General features: G+C 73.9%; 21 protein-coding genes. 11 read left to right on the plus strand and 10 right to left on the minus strand.

Annotated elements, in window-relative coordinates; all coding sequences use genetic code 11:
* Positions 1 to 109: 109 nt before the first annotated feature.
* From ACZ56L_RS20410 to ACZ56L_RS20420, 3 genes are all read right to left on the minus strand, one after another.
* Positions 110 to 1,777 (minus strand): phospho-sugar mutase, encoded by a 1,668-nt coding sequence (locus ACZ56L_RS20410; RefSeq protein ID WP_471065438.1) that lies wholly within the window; start codon positions 1,775 to 1,777, stop codon positions 110 to 112.
* Between the two features lie 545 nt (positions 1,778 to 2,322).
* Positions 2,323 to 3,132 (minus strand): purine-nucleoside phosphorylase, encoded by an 810-nt coding sequence (locus ACZ56L_RS20415; RefSeq protein WP_345228765.1) that lies wholly within the window; start codon positions 3,130 to 3,132, stop codon positions 2,323 to 2,325.
* A 112-nt stretch (positions 3,133 to 3,244) separates the two neighbouring features.
* Positions 3,245 to 3,682 (minus strand): gamma-glutamylcyclotransferase family protein, encoded by a 438-nt coding sequence (locus ACZ56L_RS20420; RefSeq protein WP_189820906.1) that lies wholly within the window; start codon positions 3,680 to 3,682, stop codon positions 3,245 to 3,247.
* A 255-nt stretch (positions 3,683 to 3,937) separates the two neighbouring features.
* On the opposite strand from ACZ56L_RS20420, the gene ACZ56L_RS20425 reads away from it, so the two are divergent.
* Positions 3,938 to 5,374 (plus strand): NAD(P)H-quinone dehydrogenase, encoded by a 1,437-nt coding sequence (locus ACZ56L_RS20425; protein WP_345228764.1) that lies wholly within the window; start codon positions 3,938 to 3,940, stop codon positions 5,372 to 5,374.
* Between the two features lie 215 nt (positions 5,375 to 5,589).
* Positions 5,590 to 6,561, plus strand: coding sequence for a DeoR/GlpR family DNA-binding transcription regulator (locus ACZ56L_RS20430; protein ID WP_345228763.1), 972 nt, complete (start codon positions 5,590 to 5,592; stop codon positions 6,559 to 6,561).
* Here ACZ56L_RS20430 and ACZ56L_RS20435 read toward each other — a convergent pair.
* Together ACZ56L_RS20435 and ACZ56L_RS20440 are read right to left on the minus strand one after the other, a co-directional pair.
* Positions 6,558 to 7,163: a TetR/AcrR family transcriptional regulator gene (locus tag ACZ56L_RS20435; protein ID WP_345228762.1), complete on the minus strand. Its 606-nt coding sequence runs from the start codon at positions 7,161 to 7,163 to the stop codon at positions 6,558 to 6,560. The two genes, ACZ56L_RS20430 and ACZ56L_RS20435, sit on opposite strands and share 4 nt — an antisense overlap.
* Before the next feature lie 179 nt (positions 7,164 to 7,342).
* The gene (locus ACZ56L_RS20440) at positions 7,343 to 9,097 is read right to left on the minus strand and encodes an acetyl/propionyl/methylcrotonyl-CoA carboxylase subunit alpha (RefSeq protein WP_401756528.1); all 1,755 of its coding nucleotides are present in this window, start codon (positions 9,095 to 9,097) and stop codon (positions 7,343 to 7,345) included.
* A gap of 394 nt (positions 9,098 to 9,491) precedes the next feature.
* Between ACZ56L_RS20440 and ACZ56L_RS20445 the strand changes: the two genes are divergently transcribed.
* Complete coding sequence (locus tag ACZ56L_RS20445) at positions 9,492 to 9,944, plus strand: hypothetical protein (RefSeq protein WP_471065442.1); 453 nt, start codon at positions 9,492 to 9,494, stop codon at positions 9,942 to 9,944.
* On the opposite strand, the gene ACZ56L_RS20450 is transcribed toward ACZ56L_RS20445, so the two are convergent.
* The 4 genes from ACZ56L_RS20450 to ACZ56L_RS20465 all read right to left on the minus strand — a co-directional run bounded on the left by ACZ56L_RS20450 (position 9,919) and on the right by ACZ56L_RS20465 (position 12,631).
* A complete protein-coding gene (locus ACZ56L_RS20450; RefSeq protein ID WP_345228759.1) occupies positions 9,919 to 10,542 on the minus strand; it encodes a Maf family protein in 624 nt (207 codons plus the stop codon). The genes ACZ56L_RS20445 and ACZ56L_RS20450 overlap by 26 nt on opposite strands.
* Positions 10,543 to 10,620: 78 nt before the next feature.
* A complete protein-coding gene (gene mmpB, locus ACZ56L_RS20455; RefSeq protein ID WP_345228758.1) occupies positions 10,621 to 10,749 on the minus strand; it encodes a morphogenic membrane protein MmpB in 129 nt (42 codons plus the stop codon).
* Between the two features lie 71 nt (positions 10,750 to 10,820).
* Entirely contained in the window at positions 10,821 to 11,027 is a 207-nt protein-coding gene (locus tag ACZ56L_RS20460; RefSeq protein ID WP_401757017.1) for an acyl-CoA carboxylase epsilon subunit, read from the minus strand.
* 29 nt (positions 11,028 to 11,056) lie between these two features.
* Positions 11,057 to 12,631, minus strand: coding sequence for an acyl-CoA carboxylase subunit beta (locus ACZ56L_RS20465; RefSeq protein WP_468686304.1), 1,575 nt, complete (start codon positions 12,629 to 12,631; stop codon positions 11,057 to 11,059).
* 212 nt (positions 12,632 to 12,843) lie between these two features.
* Between ACZ56L_RS20465 and ACZ56L_RS20470 the strand changes: the two genes are divergently transcribed.
* From ACZ56L_RS20470 to ACZ56L_RS20505, 8 genes are all read left to right on the plus strand, one after another.
* Entirely contained in the window at positions 12,844 to 13,794 is a 951-nt protein-coding gene (locus ACZ56L_RS20470) for a biotin--[acetyl-CoA-carboxylase] ligase (protein ID WP_468686272.1), read from the plus strand.
* 256 nt (positions 13,795 to 14,050) lie between these two features.
* Positions 14,051 to 15,226 (plus strand): adenylate/guanylate cyclase domain-containing protein, encoded by a 1,176-nt coding sequence (locus tag ACZ56L_RS20475; protein WP_345228756.1) that lies wholly within the window; start codon positions 14,051 to 14,053, stop codon positions 15,224 to 15,226.
* 114 nt (positions 15,227 to 15,340) lie between these two features.
* Positions 15,341 to 16,144, plus strand: a complete 804-nt coding sequence (locus ACZ56L_RS20480) for an enoyl-CoA hydratase/isomerase family protein (RefSeq protein WP_468686271.1) — start codon at positions 15,341 to 15,343, stop codon at positions 16,142 to 16,144.
* Between the two features lie 89 nt (positions 16,145 to 16,233).
* Entirely contained in the window at positions 16,234 to 17,376 is a 1,143-nt protein-coding gene (locus ACZ56L_RS20485) for a diguanylate cyclase domain-containing protein (protein ID WP_345228753.1), read from the plus strand.
* A 239-nt stretch (positions 17,377 to 17,615) separates the two neighbouring features.
* Entirely contained in the window at positions 17,616 to 18,152 is a 537-nt protein-coding gene (locus ACZ56L_RS20490) for a DUF1990 family protein (RefSeq protein WP_471065446.1), read from the plus strand.
* A 239-nt stretch (positions 18,153 to 18,391) separates the two neighbouring features.
* Complete coding sequence (hutH, locus tag ACZ56L_RS20495) at positions 18,392 to 19,966, plus strand: histidine ammonia-lyase (protein ID WP_471065448.1); 1,575 nt, start codon at positions 18,392 to 18,394, stop codon at positions 19,964 to 19,966.
* Positions 19,967 to 20,322: 356 nt separating this feature from the next.
* Entirely contained in the window at positions 20,323 to 21,987 is a 1,665-nt protein-coding gene (locus ACZ56L_RS20500) for a DHA2 family efflux MFS transporter permease subunit (protein WP_471065450.1), read from the plus strand.
* A gap of 93 nt (positions 21,988 to 22,080) precedes the next feature.
* Positions 22,081 to 22,668, plus strand: coding sequence for a MarR family winged helix-turn-helix transcriptional regulator (locus tag ACZ56L_RS20505; protein WP_468686267.1), 588 nt, complete (start codon positions 22,081 to 22,083; stop codon positions 22,666 to 22,668).
* Between the two features lie 7 nt (positions 22,669 to 22,675).
* On the opposite strand, the gene ACZ56L_RS20510 is transcribed toward ACZ56L_RS20505, so the two are convergent.
* Complete coding sequence (locus tag ACZ56L_RS20510) at positions 22,676 to 23,038, minus strand: hypothetical protein (protein ID WP_468686266.1); 363 nt, start codon at positions 23,036 to 23,038, stop codon at positions 22,676 to 22,678.
* Positions 23,039 to 23,247: the final 209 nt, after the last annotated feature.

The raw sequence follows: 23,247 nt of genomic DNA on the forward strand, positions 1-23,247 counted from the left end.
CTGCCGGGGGCCGGGCCCCCAGATCCCGGGAAGGAGAGTGAAACGCTCCCGCCTCCTGGGTGGATTCTGGGTGATGAACTTTCTCTTGGGTTTTGTTGTTTTGGCTTGTTCAGATGCCCGCCGCCGCCGCGAGGTCGCGCTTGACGGCGGCCAGGGTCTCGGCCGCCCGGGCGTGGGCCGCCGGGAGGGCGGCGGCGTCCGCGACCGGGACCACGACCTCCAGGTAGCACTTCAGCTTGGGCTCCGTGCCGGACGGGCGGACGATCACGCGCGCGCCGGTGAGGTGGTAGCGGAGGCCGTCGGTGGGGGGCAGGGTGGCCGTGCCCCGGGTCAGGTCCTCGGCGGAGGTCACCGGGAGGCCCGCCAGGTGGGTCGGCGGAGTCGCGCGCAGCCGGGCCATCGCGTTCGCGATGACGCCCAGGTCCTCGACGCGGACCGAGAGCTGGTCGGTGGCGTGCAGGCCGTGGGTGACGGCCAGCTCGTCGAGGAGGTCGAGGAGGGTGCGGCCCTCCTCCTTCAGCTCGGAGGCCAGTTCCGTGATGGCGAGGGCGGCGGTGATGCCGTCCTTGTCGCGGACGCCCTCCGGGTCGACGCAGTAGCCGAGGGCTTCCTCGTACCCGTAACGGATGTTCTCCACGCGGGCGATCCACTTGAAGCCGGTCAGGGTCTCCTCGTACGCGATGCCCGCCTTCTCGGCGATGCGGCCGAGGAGGGAGGAGGAGACGATCGACTCGGCGAAGACCGCGTCCGGGCCCGCGGTGCCCCTGCGGACGATGTGCGCGGCGAGCAGCGCGCCGACCTCGTCGCCGCGGAGCATGCGCCAGTCGCCGCCGGGTGCCGGAACGGCCACCGCGCAGCGGTCCGCGTCCGGGTCGTTGGCGATCACCAGGTCGGGGCGGACGCGGCGGGCCGTCGCGAAGGCGAGGTCCATCGCGCCCGGCTCCTCCGGGTTGGGGAAGGCGACGGTGGGGAAGTCCGGGTCGGGCTCGGCCTGCTCGGCGACGAGGGTCGGGGGCGGGAAGCCCGCGCGGGCGAAGGCGGCCAGCAGGACGTCCTTGCCGACGCCGTGCATCGCCGTGTAGACGGTCGTCGCGGTGCGGGGGGAGTTCGGGGTCAGGACGGCGTCCGTGCGGGCCAGGTAGGCCTCCAGGACCTCCTCGCCCAGGACCAGCCAGCCGTCGTCGGGGCGGGGGACGTCGGCGAGCGAGCGGACCGCGGCGATCTCGGCGGCGATGTCGACGTCGGCGGGCGGGACGATCTGGGAGCCGTCGCCGAGGTAGACCTTGTAGCCGTTGTCGCGGGGCGGGTTGTGGCTGGCGGTGACCTCGACGCCGGCCACCGCGCCCAGGTGCCTTATGGCGAAGGCGAGCACGGGGGTGGGGAGGGGGCGGGGCAGCAGCACGGCGCGCAGGCCCGCACCGGTCATGACGGCGGCCGTGTCGCGGGCGAAGTCGGCGGACTTGTGGCGGGCGTCGTAGCCGATGACGACCAGGTCGTCGGTGGAGCGGGGGTGGCCGGGCTGCTTGGCGAGGTACGCGGCGAGGCCGGCGGCGGCGCGGATCACGACGGCGCGGTTCATGCGCATCGGGCCTGCGCCGAGTTCGCCGCGGAGGCCGGCGGTGCCGAACTGGAGGGTGCCGGAGAACCTCTCCGCGAGGGCGGGGAGGTCCTGGGTCTCGATGAGCTTGGCGAGCTCGTCGCGGGTTTCGGGGTCGGGGTCCTCGGCGAGCCAGGCGCTGGCGCGGGCGAGGAGGTCCGGGGTGGTGTCCTGGGGCACGGGGTCGCCTTTCGGGGGTGGGGGTCGTACGGGGTGGGGCCCGCCGGGGGCAGTGGAGGACCGGTACCCGGGCGGGCGGGGCCCATCCGGGTGAACCGGAAGCGCGGGCCGGGCTCGGGGCCCCGGCACGGCGCGCGTCCGGCGCAGGCGCTCGGGCGGGGGCGGCGTCCCGGCGGACCGGCAGCGGAAGGGACCGCCCTCCTGCCCGCCCGTCCCGCCCCGGGGGGCCGCCGCCCAAGGGCGCTGGGGCGCCGGGGACGCTCCCTGCGGGGGAGGGAGAAGGCGGCTGCGAAGCAGCCCCTTCAGGGGCGCGGGGAACTGCGCGACCGGCCGAGACGCACTCGCACGGAGCGGGCCCCGGCGGGAGCGCCCCGCACGGAGCGGGCCCCGGCCGAGACGTACCCGCACGGACCAGCCCCGGTCGGAGCGCCCCGCACGGAGCGGGCCCCGGCCGAGACGCACTCGCACGGAGCGGGCTCCGGCGGGAGCGCCCCGCACGGACCAGCCCGCCCGGAGCGCTCCGCACCCCCTCACCCGTACAAGGACTAGATCCGGTCCAGCACGCGCGCCAGCAGGCTGCCCATGCGGGCGGCGCTGTCGCGGCCCGCCTGGAGGACCTCCTCGTGGTTCAGCGGCTCGCCGGACAGGCCCGCCGCCAGGTTGGTGACCAGGGAGATGCCCAGGACCTCGGCGCCGGCCTCGCGGGCCGCGATGGCCTCCAGGACCGTGGACATGCCGACCAGGTCGCCGCCCATCGCGCGGACCATGTTGATCTCGGCCGGCGTCTCGTAGTGCGGGCCGGGGAACTGGACGTAGACGCCCTCCTCCAGGGTCTCGTCCACCTCCTTGCACAGCGCGCGCAGCCGCGGCGAGTACAGGTCGGTGAGGTCCACGAAGTTCGCGCCGATGATCGGCGAGGTGGCCGTCAGGTTCAGGTGGTCGCTGATCAGGACTGGCTGGCCGGGGCGCATGCCCTCGCGCAGACCGCCGCAGCCGTTGGTCAGGATGATCGTCTTGCAGCCCGCGGCGACGGCCGTGCGGACGCCGTGCGCGACCGCGGCCACGCCCCGGCCCTCGTAGAAGTGGGTGCGGCCGAGGAAGACCAGCGCGCGCTTGTCGCCGATCACGTACGAGCGGATCTTGCCGCCGTGGCCCACGACGGCCGCGGGCGGGAAGCCGGGCAGCTCGGTGACGGGGAACTCGCTCTCGGGCTCGCCGAGGGCGTCGACCGCCGGGGCCCAGCCGGAGCCCATCACGAGGGCGACGTCATGGGTCTCGGCGCCGGTGAGTTCGCGCAGGCGCGCGGCCGCGGCGTCGGCGGCGGCGTGGGGGTCCGAAATAACAGATGCGTTCACGCGGAAGAGGGTAGCCGCTCCAGCCCTACGCGCGTAGATGTCATGGCGGACGGCAACCCGATTGTTGTCTTGGACTTTCCGACGAAGCGCCGCTCCGGCGGGCCGCCGGCCGTCAGCAGGGGCGCTTGCGGAGCTCCATCACGTAGTCGTGCGGGGCCCCCGCCGACTCCGCCGCGTCCGCGATCTCGCCCAGGTAGCGGGCGGACGGCAGGCCGCCCTCGTACCCGTTCAGGACGTACATCCAGGTGGCTTCCTCGCCGTCCAGGGTGTGCACGCGCACCCGCATCCGGCGGTAGATGTCCAGGCCGACGCCCTCCCACCGGTCCATGGAGTCCTCGTCCATCGGCGCGATGTCGTAGAGGGCGACGAAGACCTGGGAGCGCGGCGCCTCGACCACCGTGGCGAGCGAGCCCTCCCAGCCCATCTGCTCGCCGCCGAAGGTCAGCCGCCAGCCGTTGAGCCAGCCCGTGCCGCGCAGCGGCGAGTGCGGGGCGCGGCGGGACATCAGCCGCGCGTCGAGGTTGCCGGCGTACGCGGCGTAGAGCGACATGGCTCCGAGGGTACGGGAGGCCCGCCGGTCGCGTACGGGCACAAGCGATCTCGTACCCGGAAGGAGGCCCCGGCTGCCGGGGGCGTTGGCCGCTCCCCGAATGCGGGCCCCCGGGGCGAAGCCCGTGCCCGGGTGCGGGACAATGAAGTACGTACTGCACTCCTCCGGGGCCGATCCCCCGGGACCCCGGCCGGGGCAGGCAGGACGGGCCGGGCGGAGGCGAACGACTCAAAGCGAACGCGAGGCGGACTTTTCGTGACCCGGATCGTGATCATCGGCGGCGGACCCGGCGGGTACGAGGCGGCCCTGGTGGGCAGCCAGCTCGGCGCCGAGGTGACCGTCGTCGACTGCGACGGACTCGGCGGGGCGTCGGTGCTGACCGACTGCGTACCGTCCAAGACCCTGATCGCCACGGCCGAGGTGATGACGACCTTCGACTCCTCGTACGAGGAGCTGGGCATCCTCGTGGCCGACGACACCCCGCCGGAGGAACAGACCGCGCGGGTGGTCGGAGTGGACCTCGGCAAGGTCAACCGGCGGGTGAAGCGGCTCGCGCTCGCGCAGTCGCACGACATCGCCGCCTCGGTGACGCGTGCGGGCGCGCGCGTCGTGCGGGGGCGCGGCCGGCTGGAGGGCCAGCAGGCCATGGACGGCTCGCGGACCGTCGTCGTCACCGCGGCGGACGGCACGGAGGAGCGGCTGACGGCCGACGCCGTGCTGATCGCGACCGGCGGCCACCCCCGCGAGATCCCGGACGCGCAGCCGGACGGCGAGCGCATCCTCAACTGGACGCAGGTGTACGACCTCGACGAGCTCCCGGAGGAGCTGATCGTGGTCGGGTCCGGCGTGACCGGCGCCGAGTTCGCGGGTGCCTACCAGGCGCTGGGGTCGCGGGTGACCCTCGTGTCGTCGCGCGACCGGGTGCTGCCGGGCGAGGACCCGGACGCGGCCGCCGTGCTGGAGGACGTCTTCCGGCGGCGCGGCATGAACGTCATGGCGCGCTCGCGGGCCGCCTCCGCCAAGCGGGTCGGCGACCGGGTGGAGGTCACGCTGGCGGACGGCCGGGTCATTTCCGGTTCGCACTGCCTGATGGCCGTCGGCGCCGTCCCCAACTCCGCGGGCATGGGCCTGGAGGAGGCCGGGGTCAAGGTCAAGGACAGCGGTCACATCTGGACCGACCGGGTCTCGCGCACCTCCGCTCCCGGTGTGTACGCGGCCGGGGACGTGACCGGCGTGTTCGCGCTGGCGTCCGTGGCGGCGATGCAGGGACGCATCGCCATGTACCACTTCCTCGGTGACGCGGTGGCCCCGCTGGACCTCAAGACGGTGTCGTCGAACGTCTTCACCGACCCCGAGATCGCGACCGTCGGGTACACGCAGGCGGACGTGGACGCGGGGCGCATCGACGCGCGCGGCGTCAAGCTGCCGCTGCTGCGCAACCCCCGCGCCAAGATGCAGGGCATCCGCGACGGCTTCGTGAAGCTGTTCTGCCGCCCGGGCACGGGGATCGTGGTGGGCGGCGTGGTCGTCGCGCCGCGCGCGAGCGAGCTGATCCACCCGATCTCGATCGCCGTCGACAACAGCCTGACGGTGGAGCAGATCGCGAAGGCCTTCACGGTGTACCCGTCGCTGTCGGGCTCGCTCGCGGAGGTCGCGCGTCAGCTCCACACGCGCAAGACGGGCGACAACTGATCGTTCCACAGCGGGAGTCGGGCCCGGCCCGACGGGCGCGGGGTGCGGCGGGACCGGTTCCGGCCGCCCCGGCGCCGCCCCGCCCGCCTGCTGCCGGCCGCACCCGCGACCGTACCGAAACGCCTATACCACCTTCGGTCACCGTTTGCGACCAACTTCTGTTGTTCGGCGCATACTGCTGAAAACTATCGGCTGCTCAGGTTACTGTCAGTTTCGTGTTCGCTGCAGAACGTCGTCAATTGATCCTCGAAATGGTGCGGGCCAACGGGGCGGTATCGCTCCGGGAGCTCGCCCGCGTCGTCCAGACCTCCGAAGTGACCGTACGGCGGGACGTGCGGGCGCTGGAGGCAGAAGGACTCCTCGACCGCCGGCACGGCGGTGCGGTACTGCCGGGCGGGTTCACCCGTGAATCCGGCTTTCCGCAGAAATCCCACCTCGCGACCGCGGAGAAGACGGCCATCGCCGACCTCGCCGCGGGACTCGTGGAGGAGGGGGAGGCCGTCGTCGTCGGCGCCGGTACGACCACGCAGGAGCTGGCGAGACGGCTGGCCCGGGTGCCGGGACTGACCGTCGTCACCAACTCCCTGCTCGTCGCCCAGGCGTTGGCGCACGCCAACCGGGTCGAAGTCGTCATGACCGGTGGAACCCTGCGGGGCTCCAACTACGCGCTGGTCGGGAGCGGTGCCGAGCAGTCCCTCCAGGGGCTGCGGGTGTCCCGTGCCTTCCTGTCCGGCAGTGGCCTGACCGCCGAACGCGGCCTGTCCACCTCCAACATGCTCTCGGCGAGCGTCGACCGGGCGCTGGTGCAGGCCGCCGCGGAGGTGGTGGTCCTCGCCGACCACACCAAGCTCGGCACCGACACCATGTTCCAGACCGTGCCGACGGACGTGATCACTCGGCTGGTGACGGACGAGCCGCCGCCCCACGACGAGCGCGCCGGAACGGAGTTGCAGGCGCTCGCCGACCAGGGTGTGCAGATCGCCGTCGCCCAGACGGGCGGCGCGGGGGCGGCGGGACCCGGGAGCGAAGGCGTTCCGCCGGGACGTCAGCAGCCGCGCCGGGACATGCCGCTGCCCGGTCAGCGCAGGGGGCACCCGGGTGCGCCCGGTGCGCCGTTGCGCAGCGCGGCAGGACTCGCCGAGCAGCAGGGGGAGCGGCCGCGGGTGGCCGACATGCGTCGGCGTTAGCCGTTCTCCGTACGGGGTCGCAGGCCCCGTACGGCCAGGGACAGGAGCCGGTCGGCCAACTCCGGGTCGTCCGGCGACTGTTCGGCGGCCAGCGCGATCGCGTTGGTGAGCTGCATCAGGTCCCCGATCGGGACGTCCCCGCGCACGGCGCCCGCCTGCTGGGCGCGGGCGAGGAGCGTGGTGCCCGCCTCGCGCATGGGGGTGGAGCAGGAACTCAGCGCGGTGGCGCCGCCGGTGGTGCCCGAGGCCGCCAGCAGGGCGCGGGCCAGGCCGCGGTACTCACTCGCATGAGTGATGATGGCGCGCAGCCAGGTGGCGAGGGCCGTGCAGGGCTCGTCGTCGGGTGATTCCGCCAACTCGTGCGCCCGGGTGAGGAGTTCGTCCACCGCGTCCTGGAAGACCGCGCTCAGCAGGGCGTGGCGGGTCGGGAAGTGGCGGTACAGGGTGCCGATGCCCACTCCCGCGCGGCGGGCGACCTCCTCCAGGGAGGCGTCCGTGCCGTGCTCGGCGAAGGCGGCGCGGGCCTCGGCGAGGAGCTTCGCGTGGTTGCGGCGGGCGTCGGCGCGCATGGGTCTGCGCGGCGGGGTGGGGTGGGGCGGCATGCTGCCCAGCATGCCATTGGGGACGGCGGGCGTCCGGTGCGGGCCGGGTGCCGTCACTGCCGGCCCCCGCGTCTCGCCCTTCACCTGAAGCGCGCTCGCCGCACTCAGGTGACGAGCTGTTCGCGCGCACCCGGCGGGGCCCCGCGCCCCGTGAACGAGGGGCGCGGGGAACCGCGGGGTCAGTCCTTGATCTCGCAGATCTGCGCGCCGGAGGTGACCGACGCGCCGACCTCCGCGGCCAGACCCTTGACCGTGCCCGAACGGTGGGCGTTCAGGGGCTGCTCCATCTTCATGGCCTCCAGGACCACGATCAGGTCGCCCTCGTTGACCTGCTGGCCCTCCTCGACCGCGACCTTGACGATCGTGCCCTGCATCGGGGAGGCCAGGGTGTCGCCGGACGCCGCCGAGCCCGCCTTCTTCGCCGCGCGGCGCTTCGGCTTGGCGCCGGCCGCGAGGCCCGTGCGGGCGAGCGACATGCCCAGGGAGGACGGGAGGGAGACCTCCAGGCGCTTGCCGCCGACCTCGACGACGATCGTCTCGCGGCCCGACTCGTCCTCGTCGCCCTCGGCGCCGGGGACGGTGAACGGGGGGATCTCGTTGACGAATTCCGTCTCGATCCACCGGGTGTGGACGGTGAAGGGGTCGGCCGTGAAGGCCGGGTCGACCACGACCGCGCGGTGGAAGGGGATGGCGGTGGCCATGCCCTCCACGGTGAACTCCGCCAGGGCGCGGGCGGCACGCTGGAGGGCCTGCTCACGGGTCGCGCCCGTCACGATCAGCTTGGCCAGCAGCGAGTCCCAGGCCGGGCCGATGACGGAGCCCGACTCGACGCCCGCGTCCAGCCGCACGCCGGGGCCCGACGGCGGGGCGAAGGCGGTGACCGTGCCCGGGGCGGGGAGGAAGTTGCGGCCCGGGTCCTCGCCGTTGATGCGGAACTCGAAGCTGTGGCCGCGCGCCGGCGGGTCGTCGTAGCCCAGTTCCTCGCCGTCGGCGATGCGGAACATCTCGCGGACCAGGTCGATGCCGGAGACCTCCTCGGTGACCGGGTGCTCCACCTGGAGACGGGTGTTGACCTCCAGGAAGGAGATCGTGCCGTCCGCGCCGACGAGGAACTCGACGGTGCCCGCGCCGACGTAGCCGGCCTCCTTCAGGATCGCCTTGGAAGAGGCGTACAGCTCGGCGTTCTGCTCGTCCGTCAGGAAGGGGGCCGGGGCCTCCTCCACCAGCTTCTGGTGGCGGCGCTGGAGCGAGCAGTCGCGGGTGGAGACGACGACCACGTTGCCGTGCTGGTCGGCCAGGCACTGGGTCTCGACGTGGCGCGGCTTGTCGAGGTAGCGCTCGACGAAGCACTCGCCGCGGCCGAAGGCGGCCACCGCCTCGCGCACGGCCGAGTCGTACAGCTCCGGGACCTCTTCGAGCGTGCGGGCGACCTTCAGGCCGCGGCCGCCGCCGCCGAAGGCGGCCTTGATCGCGATGGGGAGCCCGTGCTCCTCGGCGAACGCGACGACCTCGTCCGAACCGGAGACCGGGTCCGGGGTGCCCGCGACCAGCGGGGCGCCGGCGCGCTGCGCGATGTGCCGGGCGGCGACCTTGTCGCCCAGGTCGCGGATGGCCTGCGGCGGCGGGCCGATCCAGGTCAGGCCCGCGTCGAGCACCGCCTGGGCGAACTCCGCGTTCTCCGACAGGAATCCGTAACCCGGGTGGATGGCGTCCGCGCCCGAGTCCTTCGCGGCCTGGAGCACCTTGGCCATGTCCAGGTACGAAGCGGCCGGGGTGTCACCGCCCAGGGCGAACGCCTCGTCGGCCGCGCGGACGTGCAGAGCGTCCCGGTCCGGATCGGCGTAGACGGCTACGCTCCCGATTCCGGCGTCCCGACAGGCTCGGGCAACGCGGACAGCGATTTCGCCTCGGTTGGCGATGAGCACCTTGCGCACGATGGCTCCCTCCTTGTGAAACAAGCTGAGTTTAGGGACTGCCCACACGGCCCTACGACCCGTCCTCAATGGTGAGCTTGCCCACACGGAGTGTGACTTGAGGCCCGCTGGGGACGCGAAATCCCTTGTCGCACCACGGTACGACGGGTTGTCCCGTCGCACAGTAGCCCTGTGGTGTGGCCAAGGTCTCTGTCCGGGCGGTCAGGGGGACGAGGTGTTTCTTTGTGGGGTCCCCACGAAGGCGGGGGCCGTTCTTTGCTCTGTGCCGTCCGTTCCCGGCCGCGCCGCCGCCCCGCCCTTCCCGGGCCCTTGTCGTGGGCATTACCGGTTAGTAGCCTGCGCGGCAGTCCCGTTGCCGGGAGTCCGGTACGCCGTACGGAAGAGGGTGGGCGCCGTGGCGCGCAGGCCGACAGCCGCCGTGACGGGGCTCGTGCTGTTCCTGGAGGCGTTCGGCTTCGTCTTCGTCCACTACGTCCTGGGCCGCGTCGTCGAGGGCCAGTCCATGTCGCTGGCCGGTCTCGACCCCGGCGCGACGGCGGCGGGCGCGTGGGCCCTGGGCGGCGTCGCCGGGCTCTTCCTCGTCGTGTGCGGGGCGTTCCTGCTCGTCGCCGCCGTCCGGGACCGGGCCGGGCTGGCCCGCCCGGTGCGGATCCTGCTGGTCGTGTGCGCCGTCGTGCACGGTGTGCTGGGGGCGGCGGCGGTCGGGCTCGTGGGCTGGTGGGCGTTCGTCTGGATGATGCTGGTGGTGGGGCTGATCGTGCTCAGCCTGCTGCTGTACGGGGCCCGGGGCGGCGTCCCGGGGGTGCGGGGCCCCGGCGGGGTCAGCGCGGTGCCCAGAGGTCGGTGATGGCGACGTCCAGGTCGGCGAGCAGGGTGCGCAGCAGGGGCAGGGAGAGGCCGATGACGTTGCCGGGGTCGCCCTCGATGCCGCGGACGAACGGGGCGGAGCGGCCGTCCAGGGTGAACGCGCCTGCCACGTACAGGGGTTCGCCGGTGGCGACGTAGGCGGCGATCTCCTCGTCGGAGGGGTCGGCGAAGTGGACGGTCGTCGAGGCGGTAGCGGCGGCGCGGCGGCCGTCGGCGGTGTCGATGACGCAGTGGCCGGTGCGCAGGACGCCGGAGCGGCCGCGCATGGCCTTCCAGCGGGCGGTGGCGTCCTCGGCGTCGTCCGGCTTGCCGAGGGCCCGGCCGTCGAGCTCCAGGACGGAGTCGCAGCCGACGACGAGGGCGCCCCGGGCCTCGGGCAGGGCGGCCACGGTGTCCGCCTTCGCGGTGGCGAGCACGAGGGCGAGTTCGGCGGGGGTGGGGGCGCTGAGGGCGTCCTCGTCGACGCCGCTGACGATGACCTCGGGGGCCAGGCCGGCCTGGCGGAGGAGGCCGAGGCGGGCGGGGGAGGCGGAGCCGAGGACCAGGCGGCGGGCGGGGGTGGCGGGGGTGGCGTTCATGCGGGCCAGGGTAGCCAGCCCGGGGAGCGGGCTTCGCCCGTACCGGGCCGGTACGGCCCCGCGCCCCTCGCGGGGCGCCTAGCGCACGCCGGCGACGAACATCGCGATCACCATGGCCAGGGCCAGGAGGATGCCGGCTCTGCGGAGCATGACCTGCATGTCGCGCATTTCCTTGGGGGGTTCGTTCTTCGGGTCGGACCACAGCATGCAGTCGATGGTGCGCCCGGGACGGGCGCGGCGCCTGAGTACACGTACTCAGGCGCCGCGGTGCGGAATGACTAATTCGGCCAGTAGGTCCTGGCCCAGGCCGCCGGCCCCGGTCGCGGCAGGCGCGTCGCGGCCACCCGGGCCGGGTCGGACCAGGCGGGACGCGGTGCGGCGGGGCCCGGCGCCGCGGTGCCCGCGGTCGCGGCGCGGGCCTGGACCACCGCCAGTGCGGCGGCCAGCTCCTCCGGGGTCGGGTTGCCCCGTACGACCTTGATCATGTCGGTCATGGTGGTCACCGGCTCCCTTTCTAGAGGGGGATGTTGCCGTGCTTCTTCGGGGGCAGGGTTTCCCGCTTCGTGCGGAGCTGGCGCAGGCCGCGGACGATGTGGCGGCGGGTCTCGGAGGGCATGATCACGGCGTCGACGTAACCGCGCTCGGCCGCGACGTACGGGTTGAGGAGGGTGTCCTCGTAGTCCGCGATCAGCTCGGCGCGGGTGGCCTCCGCTTCTTCGGGGTCCGTGACGGCCGCGATCGTGCGGCGGTGCAGGATGTTGACCGCGCCCTGCGCGCCCATCACGGCGATCTGGGCGGTCGGCCAGGCCAGGTTGAGGTCGGCGCCCAGGTGCTTGGAGCCCATGACGTCGTACGCGCCGCCGAAGGCCTTGCGGGTGATGACCGTGATGAGGGGGACGGTGGCCTCGGCGTACGCGTAGATCAGCTTGGCGCCGCGGCGGATGATGCCGCCGTACTCCTGGTCGACCCCGGGGAGGAAGCCGGGGACGTCGACGAAGGTCAGGACCGGGACGTTGAAGGCGTCGCAGGTGCGGACGAAGCGGGCGGCCTTCTCGGAGGCGTTGATGTCCAGGCAGCCGGCGAACTGCATCGGCTGGTTGGCGACGACGCCCACCGGGTGGCCCTCGACCCGGCCGAAGCCCGTGATGATGTTCGGCGCGAAGAGCGACTGGGTCTCCAGGAACTCGCCCTCGTCCAGGACGTGTTCGATCGCCGTGTGCATGTCGTACGGCTGGTTGGCGCTGTCCGGGATCAGGGTGTCGAGGGCGCGGTCCTCGTCGTTCGTCTCCAGGTCGGCCTCCTCGGGGAAGGCCGGGGGCTCGGAGAGGTTGTTGGAGGGGAGGTAGGACAGGAGCGACTTGACGTACTCGATGGCGTCCTTCTCGTCGCCCGCCATGTGGTGCGCCACGCCCGAGGTGGTGTTGTGGGTGCGTGCGCCGCCCAGCTCCTCGAAGCCGACGTCCTCGCCGGTGACCGTCTTGATGACGTCGGGGCCCGTGATGAACATGTGCGAGGTCTGGTCGACCATGACCGTGAAGTCGGTGATCGCGGGGGAGTAGACCGCCCCGCCCGCGCACGGCCCGACGATCAGGGAGATCTGCGGGACGACGCCCGACGCGTGCACGTTGCGGCGGAAGATCTCGGCGAACAGGCCGAGGGCCGCCACGCCCTCCTGGATGCGGGCGCCGCCGCCGTCGTTGATGCCGATGACCGGACAGCCGGTCTTCAGCGCGAAGTCCATGACCTTGACGATCTTCTCGCCGTACACCTCGCCGAGCGAGCCGCCGAAGATGGTGAAGTCCTGCGAGTACACGCAGACCGGGCGGCCGTCGACCGTTCCGTAACCGGTGACCACGCCGTCCCCGTACGGGCGGTTCTTCTCGATGCCGAAGTTGGTCGAGCGGTGCCGGGCGAACTCGTCCAGCTCCACGAACGAGCCCTCGTCCATGAGGAGTTCGACCCGCTCGCGCGCCGTCAGCTTCCCCTTGGCGTGCTGCTTCTCGACCGCGCGCTCGGAACCCGCGTGCGTCGCCTCGTCGATGCGGCGGCTGAGATCGGCGAGCTTCCCGGCGGTGGTGTGGATGTCGATCTCCGCGTTCGCCGCGGACGCGGACTGCTCTGCGGATGCTGCGGATCCTGCGGATTCTGCGGTGGAGGACACGGGGCTGCGGCTCCCTGCTTCGACTGCGTCAACGGCACGCACGGTGTCAACGGCGACGGTACGGACGGCTACTGGTCCGTAGCGTAGCCGCGGGACTGCCGCTCGGCAGTGCGTCGTTTGCCACACCTAGGCTGGCTTGCATGACGCCTCCCGATGCCTCAGGCAGCTCCCCCGAAACGCCCGGCGAAAACCCCGGAACCCCCGGTGGCGCGCCCGGTGGAACCCCCGACGGCGTGCCCGGTGGAATGCCCGGCGCGCCCGGAAGCCGGTGGAACGACCTCGACCGGCCGCCGCTGAACGCCGCCGCGCTCCGCCGGGCGCTCGTCCGGGCGGGCGGCCTGTGGACCTCCCTCGACGTCGTCGCCGCCACCGGGTCCACCAACAGCGACCTCGCCGCCGCACCCGCCCTGGCGGAGGGCACGGTCCTCGTCGCCGAGGAGCAGAGCCGGGCGCGCGGCCGGCTCGACCGGCGCTGGTCGGCCCCGGCCCGCTCCGGGCTCTTCGTCTCCGTGTACGTCGAGCCGGGCGCCGCCGTGCCCGTCGAGCGCTGGGGCTGGCTCCCGCTGCTGACCGGCGTCGCCGTGGCCACCGGCCTGTCCCGGGCGGCGGGCGTCGACACCGCCCTGAAGTGGCCGAACGACCTCCTGGTCACCGTGGACGGGGAGGAGCGCAAGGCGGGCGGCATCCTCGCCGAGCGGGTCGGCGACGGCGTCGTCATCGGCTTCGGCCTCAACGTCAGCCTGCGCGCCGACGAGCTCCCGGTCCCCGGCGCGGGCTCGCTGGCGCTCGCGGGCGCGGCCACGCTCGACCGGGACACCCTGCTGCGCGCCGTGCTGCGCTCCTTCGAGCAGTGGTACGGGGACTGGCGCGCGTCCGGCGGCGACCCCGCCGCGAGCCGCCTCCAGGAGGCGTACGCGGCGGGCTGCTCCACCCTGGGCCGCGTGGTGCGCGCCGAACTCCCCGGCGGCCACTTCCTCACCGGCGAGGCGGTCGCCGTCGACGGCGACGGCCGTCTGGTCATCGCGACGGCGGAGGGCGTCCAGCAGCCCATGGGCGCGGGCGACGTGGTCCACCTGCGGCCGCAGGGGTGAGGTGCGCCGGGCGGGGCACGAGGGAGCGTCCCCCGCGCCCCGCCCGGCGATGCGCGCACCAGGCGCGCGCACGTCGGCGCGTACGCGCGGCATACGCACGCAAAACGCACGAGTCCGCTGTTCCGTCGGGGACGGGGAGTGAGCCAGCGCACATCTGCCGTATCGTTGAGGCGACCCGCGACAGCCACACAGGTCGCGCGAAGGAACGACGAGGCGGCAGCAGAGCAGTGCGCAGGGAACGGGCAGGAGGCGGCAGGTGACCGTCGACGACACCACGTCCGACGGGGACACGGACCCCCACCCCTCTACTCCGGCGACCCCGGACCCCAAATCTCCCGTCTTCCACGAGGTCGACCACACGGCCGAACCCTCCGACGACCCCCTCGCGATCCGGCTGGAACAGCTCATCCTGGGCGCCGAGCGCCGCTACACCGCCTTCCAGGCCGCCCGTACGGCGGGCGTCTCCATGGACCTGGCGTCCCGGTTCTGGCGGGCCATGGGCTTCCCCGACATCGGGCAGGCCAAGGCCCTCACCGAGGCCGACGTGCTGGCGCTGCGGCGGCTCGCCGGTCTCGTCGAGGCGGGGCTGCTCAGCGAGCCGATGGCGGTGCAGGTGGCGCGGTCCACCGGGCAGACCACCGCCCGGCTGGCCGAATGGCAGATCGACAGTTTCCTGGAGGGGCTGACCGAGCCGCCGGAGCCGGGCATGACCCGCACCGAGGTGACGTACCCCCTGGTCGAACTGCTCCTGCCGGAGCTGGAGGAGTTCCTGGTGTACGTCTGGCGGCGGCAGCTCGCCGCCGCCACCGGCCGGGTCGTGCAGGCGGCCGACGACGACGAGATGGTCGACCGGCGGCTCGCGGTCGGCTTCGCGGACCTGGTCGGCTTCACCCGGCTCACCCGCCGTCTGGAGGAGGAGGAGCTCGGCGAACTGGTCGAGGCCTTCGAGACGACGTGCGCGGACCTGGTGGCGGCGCACGGCGGCCGGCTCATCAAGACCCTGGGCGACGAAGTCCTGTACTGCGCCGACGACGCGGGCACGGCGGCCGAGATCGCCCTGCGCCTCATCGAGACGCTCTCGCACGACCAGACGATGCCCGCCCTGCGGGTCGGCATCGCCTTCGGCACGGTCACCACGCGCATGGGCGACGTGTTCGGCACGACGGTGAACCTGGCCAGCCGGCTCACCTCGATAGCCCCCAAGGACACGGTCCTGGTCGACGGCGCGCTGGCGGAGGAGCTGTCCCGCACCGGTGAGGCCCCGGTCTCCGAGGCGGAGGCGGCGGCCGAGGCGGAGACGGCCGCGAAGGAGGGCCGGGAGTCGCCGACGTACCGCTTCGGGCTCCAGCCGATGTGGCAGCGGCCGGTGCGCGGGCTGGGGATAGTCGAACCCTGGATGCTGGCGCGGCGCGCGAAGCCGGACGCGGACTGAGCGGGCCGGACTCTCCCGGGCGGGGCTTCCCCGCCTCCCGGCCGCGCCCTAGGATCGCCTGCGTAAACGAGCGTTCACCTTCGTGCGTTCGCAGTCATCGGGAGGGCGGCCGGCATGGACGAGCAGCGGTACGGGGAATTCGTGGCGGTACGGCGGCACGGCGACGGCGGGCACGTCGCCGAGCTGGTGCTCGACCGGCCCAAGGCGATGAACGCCGTGTCCAGCGCCATGGCCGTCGCCATCGGCGAGGCCTGCGCCGCCCTCGCCGCCGACCCCACGGTCCGTACCACCGTCCTCACCTCCTCGAACGACCGCGCCTTCTGCGTCGGGGCCGACCTGAAGGAGCGCAACTCCTTCACCGACGCCGAACTGGTCCGCCAGCGGCCCACCGCCCGGGCCGCGTACACCGGCGTCCTGGACCTGCCGATGCCGGCGGTCGCCGCGGTGCACGGCTTCGCCCTCGGCGGCGGGTACGAGCTCGCGCTCGCCTGTGACGTGATCGTGGCCGACGCGACCACCGTGGTCGGGCTGCCCGAGGTGTCCGTCGGCGTGATCCCCGGGGGCGGCGGCACCCAGTTGCTGCCGCGCCGGGTGGGGGCCGCGCGCGCCGCCGAGCTGGTCTTCACGGCGCGGCGGGTGGAGGCCGAGGACGCGGAGCGGCTGGGGCTCGTCGACGTACTGGCGTGGGAGGGCGACGCCCGCGAGGAGGCCCTCGCGCTGGCCGCCCGCATCGCGGCGAACTCGCCGGTCGGCCTGCGGGCGGCCAAGCGGGCGATGCGGCTGGGCCAGGGGCTGGACCTGCGTGCCGGGCTGGAGGTCGAGGACGCGGCCTGGCGGTCGGTGGCCTTCTCCGGGGACCGGGCCGAGGGCGTGGCCGCGTTCAACGAGAAGCGCACGCCGCGGTGGCCCGGGGAGTAGGGCGCGTTCGGACGCGGGGGAGCGGCCCGGACGGCGGCCGGCCGCCGCTCCGGAGGAGAGAACGCGCAAAACCTGCCTAACCTGTACGAATGGGTGAGGATGTTCGAGTGCGTGCCGTGGTCGCGCTGGCGCAGGCGATGGCGGCGGCGCCCACCCCCCGGGAGACCTGGCGGGCGGCGGCCCGGGGCGCGCGGGACGCGCTCGGCGGCGGCTTCGCGGCGCTCTCGGTGTGGGAGCGGGAGGCGGGCCGGCTGCGCGTCCTGGTCAACGAGGGGGAGCGGGCGCCGGGCGAGGAGGAGTTCCCGGCGGACGAGACGTACCCCGTCCACCAGTTCCCGGAGATCACCGAGTTCCTGCACGAGCGGTGGGCGGGGGGCGGCGAGCCCGACGCCTGGGTCGAGACGGCCGCCGCCGATGACCCCCCGGCGGCCCCCCGCCCCGGCTACTGCCACCAGCGGGTGGCGGCGCTGCGCCGCCGGGGCCGCGGCTGCTGCGTCGTCGCGCCGATCGTGCTGCACGGGCGGGCATGGGGCGAGCTGTACGTGGCCAGGCCGGCCGGCGCCCCGGTCTTCGACCGCGCCGACGCCGACTTCGCCACCGTCCTGGCCTCGGTCGTCGCCGCGGGAATCGTCCAGACGGAACGCCTCGAAGAGGTCCGTACGCTCGCCTTCACCGACCCGCTCACGGGCCTGGCGAACCGCCGCGCGGTCGACATACGCCTCGACGAGGCGCTGGAGGAGCACCGGCTGACCGGCGCGGTGGTCAGCCTGCTCGTCTGCGACGTCAACGGCCTCAAGCAGGTCAACGACACCTACGGCCACGAGATCGGCGACCGCCTCCTGGAGCGCTTCGGCTGCGTCCTGTCCCGCTGCGGCGCGATGCTGCCGGGAGCGCTGGCCGCCCGGCTGGGCGGCGACGAGTTCTGCCTCCTCTCGGTGGGCCCGACGTCCGACGACGTCATCCGGGCGGCCACCGAGCTCTGCCTGCTGGCGAGGGAGCTGGAGTACGGGGACGGGGTCGCCTGCGGCATCGCCTCCACGGGCGACCCGATCGGCCCGGTCGCCTCGGCCCGCCGGCTCTTCCGCCTGGCCGACGCGGCCCAGTACCGGGCCAAGGCGGCGGGCTCGCGCAGGCCGGTGGTGGCGGGCCGCGACGGGGAGGTGCTGGCGCTGGCGGAGTCGGCGCCCGCCCGCCGGGGCGAACGCCGCCGCTTCCGCGGTTCGAGGGGGTAGGGCCGGCCCCGCTCGCTGACGGCTCCGCGACGCGGACGCGCCCCGCCCAGGGGTGCGGGGAACGGCGCGCCCGGCCACGACGCACCCGCACGGGAACCGTTCGGCGGGAGTGGGCGGGGCCGGTACGGGCGCTCGGGCTCGGGGCGGCGCCCGGGCGGGGCTGTAAGGGGGCTGCGACGCCCGGGGGCGGGAGTGGAAGGCTTCGGGGAAGTAGCGTTTCGGGAGAGTGAGGGGGCGTCATGGATTTCACGTATGCCGACGTGGGTGCGACCGGGCGTGAGGGAGCGGCGTGCCCCGAAGGCTTCCGGTCGTTGCGCGTGCGGACCCGGATCGGCCGCGGACCCGACGCCCGCCGCGTCGCGGGCGACGCCGTGCTGGGCTGGAAGATGCACCGCGCCGTGGGAGTGACCGTCGCCCCCACCGCGCAGCGCGCCGCCCCCGGCGTCGACGTCGTCGTCGGGATCGGAGTCGGCCGACGGCGCATCCTGGTCCCGTGCCGGGTCGTGTGGGCGCTGGACGAGCCGACGCGCGCCGGCTTCGCGTACGGGACGCTGCCCGGTCACCCCGAGTGCGGGGAGGAGGCGTTCGTGGTGGAGCTGGACGCGAACGGCGAAGTCTGGCTGACCGTACGGGCGTTCAGCCGCCCGGCGGCCTGGTACGCCCGGGCGGGCGGCCCGGTGACCCGGCTGCTCCAGCGCGCGTACGCCAAACGGTGCGGGCTGGTGCTGCGGCGGGCCGTGGCGCGGCACACGGCAAGGGGGCGCGCGGCCCGGTGACCCGTGAACGGCCCGGGGGCCCGGTCGGGGGGCAGGCGTCGTGAGGATTCCCGGGGGCCGCACCGCATGCCGTCGTGCTCCGGGGCGCGCCGTCCCGTCCCGCACCGGCGTGCGGCACCGGGCGCACGGCCGGTATCGGGAGGGGGCCGTACGGGGCTGGAGCGCGGCGGTCCCCGCGTAAGGGGCCAACCCGTCCAGGGCTAGTGACACGGCGGCATTCAATACGTAGGCTCCTGAATATGGATATGCACACCGCCGCACCCGCCGTTCCTGCCGCGACCACCGTCCTCCTGGGCACCGCCGGCACCACCGTCGACGACGTCGTCGCCGTCGCCCGTGGCAACGCCCGCATCGAGCTGACCGCCGAGGCCGTGGCCGCGCTCGCCGCCTCGCGCGAGATCGTGGACGCGCTGGCCGCCAAGCCGGAGCCGGTGTACGGGGTGTCCACCGGGTTCGGCGCGCTCGCCTCCCGGCACATCAGCCATGAGCTGCGCGCGCAGCTCCAGCGCAACATCGTGCGCTCGCACGCGGCGGGCATGGGGCCGCGGGTGGAGCGCGAGGTGGTGCGCGCGCTGATGTTCCTGCGGCTGAAGACGGTCGCGTCCGGGCACACGGGCGTGCGTCCCGAGGTCGCGCAGACCATGGCGGACGTGCTGAACGCGGGCATCACGCCGGTCGTGCACGAGTACGGGTCGCTGGGGTGCTCCGGGGACCTCGCGCCGCTGTCGCACTGTGCGCTGACGCTGATGGGCGAGGGCGACGCCGAGGGCCCCGACGGGGTCGTGCGGCCCGCCGGCGAGCTGCTGGCCGAGCACGGGATCGTACCCGTGGAGCTCAAGGAGAAGGAGGGGCTGGCCCTCCTCAACGGCACCGACGGCATGCTCGGCATGCTGATCATGGCGATCGCCGACCTGAAGCGGCTGTACACGTCGGCCGACATCACGGCGGCGCTCAGCCTGGAGGCGCTGCTCGGCACCGAGAAGGTGCTCGCGCCCGAGCTGCACGTGATCCGCCCGCACCCCGGGCAGGGTGCGTCCGCCGACAACATGCTGCGGGTGCTCGAGGGTTCGGGGCTCACCGGGCACCACCAGGACGACGCGCCGCGGGTGCAGGACGCGTACTCCGTGCGGTGCGCGCCGCAGGTGGCGGGCGCGGGGCGCGACACGATCGCGTACGCCCAGACCGTGGCCGAACGCGAGCTGGCGGCGGCCGTCGACAACCCGGTCGTGCTGCCCGACGGGCGGGTGGAGTCCAACGGCAACTTCCACGGGGCGCCGGTCGCGTACGTCCTCGACTTCCTCGCGATCGTCGCCGCCGACCTGGGCTCGATCGCCGAGCGGCGCACGGACCGGCTGCTCGACAAGAACCGCTCGCACGGGCTGCCGGCCTTCCTCGCGGACGACGCGGGCGTGGACTCGGGCCTGATGATCGCCCAGTACACGCAGGCCGCCCTGGTCAGCGAGATGAAGCGGCTGGCGAACCCGGCCTCGGTCGACTCGATCCCGTCCTCGGCGATGCAGGAGGACCACGTGTCGATGGGCTGGTCGGCGGCGCGCAAGCTTCGGACGGCCGTCGACAACCTCACGCGGATCATGGCGGTCGAGCTGTACGCGGCGACGCGGGGCATCGAACTGCGTCACGGGCTGACGGCGGCGCCGGCCTCGCGGGCGGTCATCAAGGCCGTCCGGGCGGCGGGCGTGCAGGGCCCCGGCCCGGACCGCTTCCTCGCCCCGGACCTGGCGGCGGCGGACGCCTTCGTGCGGAGCGGGGGACTGGTGGCGGCGGTGGAGCCGGTGACGGGGGCGCTGGCGTAGTTCGACGGAGGTACGGAGAAGGGGCGCCCGGTACTGCTGCCGGGCGCCCCTTCGGCGTGCCCGGGGGCCGACGCAGGGGGGCGGCTGCCCGCAGGGCGTCCGCCAGGAGGGCGGGGAACGGCGCGACCGGCCGTGGCGCACCCGCACGGGACGGGAACGGCGGCGGCCCCCTGGGGTAGGGGGTCGGAGGCACGGGCGACCCCTCCCGCAAGGGGCCGGGGCCACCAGCACCCCCGGGTATGGACCCGAGGCCACCCCCGCCCGGGGCAGGGCCCCCCGCCTCCCCGGGATCGGATTGCACCTCCGCTCGCCCACCTGTTACCTTCACCATGGAATTACTTCACCATGGAGGAAACGTGAGCCAGGATCCCCCCGCCCCCGGCGAAGCCCCCGCAGCCCCGGCCCCCCGTGCGGCCCGGCGCTGGATCGGGCTCGTCGCCATCGCCCTCGGCGTCGCCCTGATCGTCGTCGACACCACCATCGTCAACGTGATCGTCCCCTCGGTCATCGAGGACCTCGACGTCAACTCCGGGCAGGCGCAGTGGATCCAGGAGTCGTACGCGATCGTCTTCGCCGCGCTCCTCCTCCTCGTCGGCCGGTTCGCGGACCTGGTCGGGGCCCGCCGCGTCTTCATCGCCGGTGTCGTGGCCTTCGGCGCGACCAGCGTCCTGGCCGGGCTCGCCCCGAACGGGGAGCTGCTGGTCGTCGCCCGTTTCCTCCAGGGCGCGGGAGCGGCGATGATCCTGCCGACCTCCCTCTCCCTGCTCAACGCCACCTTCACCGGCAGGGCCCGCGGCCAGGCCTTCGCCGTCTGGGGGTCCACCATCGGCGCGGCCTCCGCGCTCGGGCCCCTCCTCGGCGGCTGGCTCGCCGAACACGCCACCTGGCGCTGGGCGTTCGGCATCAACGTCCCGCTGTCGGTCCTCATCGCGGTGGGCGCGGTGCTGTACCTGGCGCCGTCGCCGAGGACGAAGGGCCGCGTCGACGGCGCCGGCGCGGTCCTCTCCGTGCTCGGCCTCGGTCTCCTCGCCTTCGGCCTGGTCGAGGGGCGCAACCACGGCTGGTTCGCCACCACCCGCCCGTTCGACCTCTTCGGCCTGCGCTGGGCCGGCGGGCCCTCGCCCGTCCTGGTCGCCCTCGTCCTCTCGGCCGTCTCGCTGACGGCCTTCGTGCTGCGCCAGTCCGCGATCACCCGCGGCGGCGACCCGTCCCGGGCGCTCATGGACGTACGGCTGTTCTCGATCTCCTCCTTCCGCAACGGCAACGTCGCGACGCTGATCATCGGGCTCGGGGAGTTCGGCATCGTCGCGGTGCTGCCGCTGTGGCTGCAGTTCACGCTCGACTACAGCGCCGTGCAGGCGGGTCTCGCGCTCGTGCCCATCGCGGTCGGCAGCTTCGTCGCCAGCGGGGTCGGCTTCGGGCTCGCCGCCAAGGTGCACGCCCTCCACCAACTGCGCATCGGCCTCGCCCTCGAAGTCGTGGGGCTGGCCGGACTCGGCCTGATCGCCGCCGCCGACAGCCCCTGGTGGACGGTCGCCCTCGTGCTCTTCCTGTACGGAATCGGCGTCGGCTTCGCGACCGCCCAGGTGACCAACGTCGTCCTCGCCGAGATCCCGGAGAACAGCGCCGGTCAGGGCTCCGGCATTCAGAGCGCCTTCCGGCAACTGGGCTCGGCCCTCGGCATCGCGGTCCTCACCACGCTTTTCTTCACCACCCTCGGCGAGAAGCTCGGCGACCGGCTGGACGGCCTCGGCCTGCCCGCCGGGCACGCCGGCGAGCTCACCCGGGCCGTCACCGACAGCGCGGGCGCGGCGATCGGCCCCCTCGCGGACAGCCCGCGGACCGCGCCGGCCGCCGACGCCGCCCGCTGGGCGATGACCGAGGGCATCGCGCTGGGCGGTTACGTCGCCGCGGCCTTCGTCGTCCTCGGCCTGATCGCCACCGCGCTGATCCCCTCGGCGGGGGTACGGGCGGCCACCTCGGCGGAGGAGGCGGACCAGCGGGCCCCGGTCGCCGGTTAGGTTGGGCGGCACGCACACCCCGGTCGGCATCCCGGCCGGGGCGGAGGCGTACGTACTGGCCGAAAAGACCGAAGAGAGAAGCGGACTGCCTCGATGGACGTGACGCAGCACGAACCCACTGACGCGGCCGGACGCGTGCGACGCACGAAGCTCCAACAACGCGGCCCCACCGCCCCCGAGGGCGCCGAGGGCCAGCAGGACCGCCTGACCGAGGGGCTGCGGCTGTACGGCGCGGACTACCAGGAGGTGGCCCGCCGGTTCGCGACCTGGCTCGGCCTGCACACCACCGACGCCCACGCCCTGGTGCAGATCCTGTACGGCGAGGAGCGGGGGGCGCCGCTGTCCCCGGCCCGGCTCAGCGAGCGCATCCAGCTCTCGTCCGGCGCCACCACCGCCCTGCTCAACCGGCTGGAGAAGGCGGGCCATGTCGTCCGCACCCGCGAGCACACCGACAGGCGGATCATCACGCTGCGCGGCAGCGCCCGCGTCCAGGAGCTGACGGACGACTTCTTCCGGCCGCTGGGCGAGCGCGTCGGCCGGATGCTGGCCCGCTACCCGGCCGAGCAGCTCCAGCAGTTCGAGGCCTTCCTGAACGACCTGCACCTCACCATGAACGAGCACCTGGCGGCGCTGGACGAGGGCGAGGACCCGGTCCCGCGCAGCTCCGCCCGGCCCTCGTAGGGCCCGGTCAGGCGGGCGACGTGCCCCGACGGCGTACCGAGTACGTCACGAAGCCCGCGCCGATCCCGAGGAAGGCCGTCCCGCCGATGAGGTACGGGGTGGTGTCGACGCTGCCGGTGTCGGCGAGGGCGAGCCTCTGGTCCGGGGCGGCGCCGCCGCCCGTGCCGTCCACGTGGACGGCCTTGCCCGGGGCGTCGGCGTTCGGCCCGTGCGCGGCGGGGCGGGTCTCTCTCCGGTCCTGGGTGTGGGCCTGGTCCCGGCCCTTCGCCTGCGGGACTTCCACCGTCGCGTTCGCCGACGGTACGAACCACAGCGCGGCCAGCAGTCCGCCGGCGGCGGTGGCGGTGAGCAGTGGTCGGAGTGCGGTCACGGTATCGATCCCCCTTGAGGCACCCGCGAATTGGTCGTGCGCGCCGATGCTAATGAAAACAGCGGGCCGGAGGAAAGGCGTGAGAGGCCGGAATTCTTCGTTCCGGCCGCGCGCCGGACCCCCGCCGGCCCTCCTCCGGCCCCGAAAAGGCGGCCCGAAACCCTCCCATCCCAGGCATGACCCCGCCCGATGAGGGGCAAAAGGGGCGG

The sequence above is a fragment of the Streptomyces sp. NPDC039736 genome (genome assembly GCF_055596485.1).